Raw genomic sequence first — 7,007 nt, forward strand, 5'->3', positions numbered from 1 at the left:
GTCATCGATCCCACGGACACGTACCCGATCTGCCACTCACCCAGCCTGACGGACACGCACCGCCCGGAACAGGACCCGCGCGGCGTGTCACGTCAGGGCGAACGTTGCCTGATGCGGCACTAGCTCACCTGCACGCCAGCACGCCGTTGGTTCTAGTCGAGTGCGTGCTTGCCGAGCCGCTTACCGCGCGCCATGCAAAGGTCGGGCCACTGGACTTCTCGGGCAGTCACCTCTCGACCGTGTACGCCGATGGACTCTGTGTCGACGGTGACCTTTCTCTGCGTGGTGCCACGGTGCGCAGCAGCGGCGAGGACGGCGCGGCACGCCTGCTCGGCGCCCGCATCGGCGGCACGCTCGACTGCGAGAAGGCCGAGATCGTCAACGACACCGGCCCCGCCGTAGAGGCCGACGGGCTCCGTGTCGATGGCGGCCTGTTTCTGCGTGATGCCAGGGTGCGCGGCAGCGGCGAGAAAGGCGCGATAGGCCTGTACGGCGCCCACATCGGCAACCAGCTCGATTGTGCGGACTTGCGGGTGAGCAACCCGTCCGGGCTGCTGTTGGACCTGGAGAAGGCACGAGTGGACGGCACGGTGCTCGTGCCCGCGCGGGTGGTGTGCCCCGACGCGGGCCGCAGTGGTGAGTGTGGGCATCCCGGCCGGGTTGATCTGGACGACTTCGCCTTCACCGCGTTGAGGTCGGTGGACTGGCGACAATGGCTCCACCTCATCGCGCACCACACCACGCACTACCACCCCCAGCTGTACCAGCAGTTGGCCGCGATCGAACGCGCCGCCGGACACGACGGCAACGCCCGCCAGGTACTCATCGCCCAGCAGAACGACCTGCGCCACCGCGCCACCGCCGCCCTGGGCAGCCGGGGTGCCAGAGCGGTACACGGCCTGTGGGGACGGCTGGCTGGCTACGGCTACCGCACCCTCGCGCTGGCCCTGCTGCTCGCCCTGACCGCCGCCGGCACCGTCGGATACGTCGCCGGCCAGATACCCACCCGGCCCGGACACCACGCCGTCGAACGTGTCACCCCACAGGGCAGTTCCACGACCACACCGGCCACACGGTGCTCAACCGTCGAACTGATCGGACTCGGCATCGACCGCGGCCTGCCTCTGGGTGTCACCGGACTACGCGCCAAGTGCGACCTGGACACCTCCACCCGACGCGGACAGGCCATCACCCTGGTCATCTGGATTATCCAAGCCATGCTGTGGGGACTGATCACCCTGGCCGTAGCCGGTTACACGAACCTCATCCGCAAAACCCTCTGACCCACCGCAGAAGCCCCAACCACGGGCCGGTCACTTGATGAGCTATCAACGGAGTGAGTCAGGAGGAGCGGCTTTCAGCAGTGCGCACTGTCGTCCGCTCGGAGAGGGACGGGCAACCTCCGATGAGGCCGCAATAGTGCGTGATCGGGGTTCGCGCGGTCGGCTATGCCTTGCGACTACAAGGTGGTGGGGGTGCTTCATGGGTGAAAGTTCTCGGGCGGACGACGACACTGAAGTCGGCCAGCGCGGGCACGCGACGTCGGCGGGCGCGGTTGTGCAGGCCGGCCGTGACGCGGTGGTCACCGTTGAGCACCATGTCCACCATCGCGGTGCGTCCGTCCTGCCCGTGCGGGCCCTGCTGATCTCGCTGGCCTGCGCTACGGGGCTTGTGCTGGTTCTGCGCGGTGGAGTGTTCGTGTGGGCGGCTCCGTGCGTGGTGGTGCTGGTGGCCCTGCTCCTGCTGTGGCCGACGCGGCGCGGTACGACCGCGGGTCAGGTCTTCCTCGTGATGTCGGCGTTCACGCAGAAGTATTGGGTTCTGGATTTCTTGCAGCGCCTGCACCACTCGCTCGACCGCAAGGGCCTGGACTTGGTGTTGAAGGTGCCCGACCGGGATCACGACGCCTCCGCGCTGGCCCATGACCTGCGGAGGGTGTTGACCGCCAGGAGCGGTTACCTCGGCGGGTTCGTCTGGCCGACCGAGTTGGGCCGGTCGCGCCCGGACCTCGTGGAGTTCTGCACGGAGCTGGCGCTGCCGGTGGTGTTCACCGACATGGAACCGTTCGAGGACGAGAGTGAGTACCCGGCGAACACCGCGTTCGTGGGGTATCGCGGTGGCGACCTGGGCGAGGAGGCCGGGCGTTGGCTGGTCGGGCACCTGCGCCGGCGCGGTGTGCGGCGTCCGCACGTCCTCATCGTCGCCAGTCACGAGCACCCGGACCGGCAGAACCGCTGTGCGGACCTGTTGCGGGCAGGGTTCGGCGGCATCTCGATCACCATCGACGACACATGCGACTTCCGCCGTTCACGGGCTTACGACGCGGTGCAGGCCCACATCCGGTCGTCCGGGACGCCGCTCGACGCCGTGTTCTGCACGAGTGACGACATGGCGCTGGGCGCCGTCGATGCGATCCGCGCCAACACCTCGCAGCACACGAGCGACACCGTGGTCGTCGGTGTCGACGGGAACCCGGAAGCCCGGAGCCTGATCGCTGCGGCCGTGAGCCCGTTGCGGGCCACAGTGGTCCAGGACTCGCACCGGCTTGCTGAGTGTGCTGTCGAAGTGCTCCAGAAAATGCTTGAACGACGGCATACGGCGAAGCGCACAATCCTGAAGCCCGAGGTGTTCCAAGCGCCCTGGACAACCGGGATCGACCTTGGGGCGTAGGGCGATCGCCCGCAGGGAATCTGACCGCCACCGACAACGACCGCGTCCAGACCGCCCGACGGCCCTATCCTCACCCCGCCGGCCACCACCGAGCACACCGTCCGCGCCACGCGGCGCGGACGGCCTCCCGGCCAACGTCACGCCTCGAATATCAACGCCACAGCTTCCGTCACCTGCACGGATGAGGGTTTCGGTAGGCACAGCGTCGACGAGCGGTGTAGTCCCACCTTGCCGCGATGAATCTGCGGTGCCAGGCGAGCAGGGTGCCGGGAGTGACCGGGAAGATTTTCTACCATCGTCGACGGTCCAGCAGCCTGGACAGGTCGCGAACCAGAACCGGTCTGCGGGCTCGTAACGTACCGGGCCTGTCAGTTGGCGCCGGAGGACTGCGTTCTCGTGGTGCAGCACGAGCAGTTCGGCGTCCTTCGCCGCCTTGCTGCGCAGCAGCACCGATGGGGCAGACAGCAGCTTCCGGGGCATCTCGTACAACAAAGACACGATCACCAGAGCATGCTCTCAAGCGGGTGTCGATCCCGGTCTGCCAGTGATGATGACTCTTCCAGCGGCACAGGATGTGCGATTACCGCGCCTATCGGCTGACCCTGATTGCGGGTCAGTGATCGCAGGGGGGCTCGTGCCGATCAGGGGCGAGTGTGCGGCAGAGCCTGTCGACCGCCGTGGTCGGGTCGACGGGCCACACGGTGATGGTGCTGTCGGCGCCTGCGGTGGCCAGGGTGGTGCTGTCGGGACTCCAGTCGAGCGCGGTCACCGGGCCCGGTTGACCGGTCAGGGTCGCCCAGCGGCTACGGGTGGCGAGGTCCCACAGGATGATCGTGCCATCTGTCGAACCGGTGGCGAGCAATTTGCCGTCGGGGCTCACCTCGGCCCGCCACACCGCTGCGGTGTGGCCGGAGAGGCGCCCGATCTCACTCCAGGCGGAGGTGTTCCACAGGATCACCTCGGGATCGGCCCCGGCGGTGGCGAGGATCGAGCCGTCAGGGGTGGGTGCGAGGGCTTGTGCGGGTTCCCGGTGTCCGAGCAACCTGTCGGTCCTGTTACCCGGATCCGTGACGGTGATCGAGCCGTCGATCCAGGCGACGGCGAGGCGTGACGCGTCACGGGCGACGAACCCGACGCCCGTGATCTGGTCGCTCTCCGCCTGGGTCGCCACAGGCCGGGTCGATGTCGGGCGGTCGGTGTTCCAGACGACGATCGGCTGGCTCGTAGTCACAGCGACAACGCTGCGACCGTCGCCGGCGAACGCGGCGATGCGCGTGCTCGCCTCAGGGGCCGGCCAGCCGGAAACGGACAGGGGGATGGCTTGGCCGCTGTGGACATCGTGAACCGTGACCGGCTGGCCGGCGGCGCCGAGGACGAGCCGGGTGCCGCCGGGGCCGAAGCGCCCGGCGAGGGGGCCGTCGGCAAGTCGACGCCGGTCGGTCCGGCGGAGTTCGGGGTCCGTCCGCCAGGTGGTCAGAACCCCGCTTTCGTCCAAGGTGCGCAGGGTGCCGGATCCCTCGAAGCCGAGGTCGGTGATCTCGGATCCCGCGTCGCCGGGAATTTGCTCGGCTCGCCACAGGAACGTGTCGGTGCTGTCGAAAGCGATGAGCGTGCCGTCGCGGGCGAACGCGGCTCTCCAGAGTCCGGACAGGCCCCGGTGCTGGGTCCGCGTGCGGTCGACGGGCAGATCCGGCTGTGGCGCGCGGCGGCGCACATCCCACAGCGCCAGCCGGTTGTCCTCACCGGTGGTGGCCAGGGTGCGGCCGTCCCAGCTCACGGCGACGCCGTAGACCCCTCCGGCGTGTCGTGCGGCGACGGCGACCCTGCTGCTCGTGAGGACATCCCACACCACCACCTCGCCCCCCTCATCTCCCACGATGAGAAGTGCGCCTCCCGGAGTGAAGGCGAGGCGCGTGGCGCTCCCGCCGTTCGCCACCGGCAGCCGCGCCGTCCGGGATCGGGTCGGCAGGTCCCACAGTTCCACGGCGCCCTGTCCGTCGGACACGGCCAGGGTGCGGTTGTCGTCGGAGAACGCGGGGGAGACATCGGAGCCTTCACCGGCATCGAGGTCGCCGATGCTGCTACCGGTGGTGGCGTCCCACAGGCGGACTCCGGGTCCGGTGCCCGTGGCCGCCAGTGTTCGCCCGTCCGGGCTGAGCGCGAACCCGCTCGCCCACTGGAATCTCGTGTCCACCCGGCGAACCTGTTGTAGATCGGCCACGCGCACGAACGTGATGCTTGATCGGAATTCTCCTACGACGAGGGTCGCCCCATCAGGGGTGAACAGGATGTCGGAAGCCGTGCCTGGTTCGGCGGACACCGCGAACCTGCCCACCTCCTGCAGGGTTTCGGTGGCCAGCAGAACCACTTTGTCGGCGCCGCGTCGAGCCACGAGCCGCCCATCGGGACTGATCGCCGCAGTTGTGTAATCGTCGTCGCGGGGAAGGCGCCGGTGTTCACCCTGACGGATCGCGGCAGTGGTGAGCACCCGGCCGCGCGCCTCGACGGTCGGGTAAGCGGCATAGGCCGACAGCGCGTTGGTTGCGGCTTCAGCGCGGGTGTCAGCTGCACGGGCGGCGAGGTTGCGGGACGCCTCGATCCGCTCGGCAAGGCGTTGTTGACGCACTACTGGGACGGCGATGGCTGTGGACGCGCCGAGCAGTGCCACTACCGCGAGCAGTACCAGGTGTCGTCGCCGTTGTGCGGAGCGGCGCTCCCGCGCCTCACTCTCCGTGCTCCGCTCAAGGAACTCGCGCTCGCGCGGGGTGAGCGGAGCACGCGCGCGTTCCACCCAGGCAGCGGTCGCGGCAAGGCGGCTGCCGCGCCACAGCAGCGCTTCGTCGCAGTCCTCGCGTTCCCACGCGAGTGCGGCCTCGTCGAGCTTCTGGTGCAGCAGGTTGCCCGCGCGGTCGTCGTCGATCCAACCGCGCAGCCGGGGCCAGACCCGCAGCAGGGCCTCATGGGTGATGGTGACGGTGTGCTCGTCCCGGGTCAGCAGTCGGGCGTCGGTGAACGCGTCGAGGACCGCCGGATCACAGGTCAGGTCGGTGACCGGCAGGGTGCGGCGGGCGTCGTCGGCACCGTCACCGATCTTCACCAGCCGCAGGAACAGCGCCTGCGCGGCGGCGCGGCCGGTGTCATCCAGGTGAAGGTGGACGCGCTCGGCGGTCCTGGCCACGGCGTTGCGGATACCGCCTGCGGCGCGGTAACCGGCTACCGTGAGGAGGTGTCCGTGCCGTTCCCGCCACACCGTGCGCAGCGCGTGCGCGAGCAGGGGCAACCTGCCGACCTCGTCACCGAGGTCGTGGAGCAAGAGGTCGACGAGACCCGGCTCGACGTCGAGGCCGGCGTGCCGGGCGGGAAAGACGATTGCCTGACGGATTTCGTTCTCGGTCATGGGGCCGACCAAAACCTGGTTGTCCTGCAGCGCCTTCCGCAGTGACGGGTAGGCCACGCACCGGGCGTAGGCGTCGATCCGCAGCCCGTGGACCACCAGTCCACCGGAGTCCGTTATACCGTCCAGCAGGTAGAGGAACGACCGGCGTTGCCCGTCGTCCCCGCACAGCGTGAACAGCTCCTCCAACTGGTCCACCACCACGACGACCCGCCGGCCGTCGAGATGTGCGGTGAGCGACTCGGCGAAGGCGTCAGGGGACGCCGCCCAGCCGCCTACCTGTTCGACATCGAGGCCGAGCCCGACGGCGAGAGCACGTACGAAGGCGTCCACCGGTCGGTCGCCGGGTGTCAATACGACTTGCGGCCACCTCGCCGACCCGATGATCGGCAACGCCCTGCGGCTGATCGCAGCGAGAAGGCCGGCACGCAGCAGCGACGACTTGCCCGCACCCGACGGCGCCACCACGACGAGTTGGTGGCCCTCGTCGAGGCAGTCGGCGGCTCGTTCGACCACGTCGGCGGTCAGCGCCTCCCGACCGAAGAACCACCGCGACTGCTCGGTGGTGAACGCCGCCAGCCCGGGGTACGGGCACTCGACATCGCCGCTGTCGGACCACGAGCCCCGCGAGGTGTGACCGCTGTCCTCAATACCGGACGTGGAGGTCGCGCCCCGCCTGGAACACCGCACCGGAACCCGACGCAACACCCAGCTGCTCCACCCGACGCCCGACACGATCGCCGCGATCACCACCCACCGGGGATCGACCTCCGCCGAGCCTTCACTTCGCCATCCGCTCAAGCGACCCAGCACAGCTACAGAGGTTGAAAGGCTGGCATTACGGCGGTTCTGGCTCGAGGTTCAGTCCGGTGTGGGCGAAGAAGGCGTCGATCAGTTCGGGCCGGTACTGGATTCGCTTGAGTCGGTTCTTCACGATCGCGGC

At 68.8% G+C, this 7,007-nt stretch carries 2 protein-coding genes and 1 pseudogene; 2 read left to right on the top strand and 1 reads right to left on the bottom strand.

Annotated features, from left to right (window positions below; translation table 11 throughout):
* A pseudogene (locus FM051_RS49430) lies at positions 1 to 1,283 on the top strand (hypothetical protein); the annotation flags it as partial.
* A gap of 199 nt (positions 1,284 to 1,482) precedes the next feature.
* The gene (locus FM051_RS49435; protein WP_158854855.1) at positions 1,483 to 2,670 is read left to right on the top strand and encodes a sugar ABC transporter substrate-binding protein; all 1,188 of its coding nucleotides are present in this window, start codon (positions 1,483 to 1,485) and stop codon (positions 2,668 to 2,670) included.
* A gap of 613 nt (positions 2,671 to 3,283) precedes the next feature.
* Here FM051_RS49435 and FM051_RS49440 read toward each other — a convergent pair.
* Positions 3,284 to 6,865: an nSTAND1 domain-containing NTPase gene (locus FM051_RS49440; protein ID WP_158854856.1), complete on the bottom strand. Its 3,582-nt coding sequence runs from the start codon at positions 6,863 to 6,865 to the stop codon at positions 3,284 to 3,286.
* Between the last annotated feature and the right edge of the window lie 142 nt (positions 6,866 to 7,007).

The sequence above is a fragment of the Saccharothrix deserti genome (assembly GCF_009769385.1).
In the GTDB taxonomy this organism is placed as follows: Bacteria; Actinomycetota; Actinomycetes; order Mycobacteriales; family Pseudonocardiaceae; genus Actinosynnema; species Actinosynnema deserti.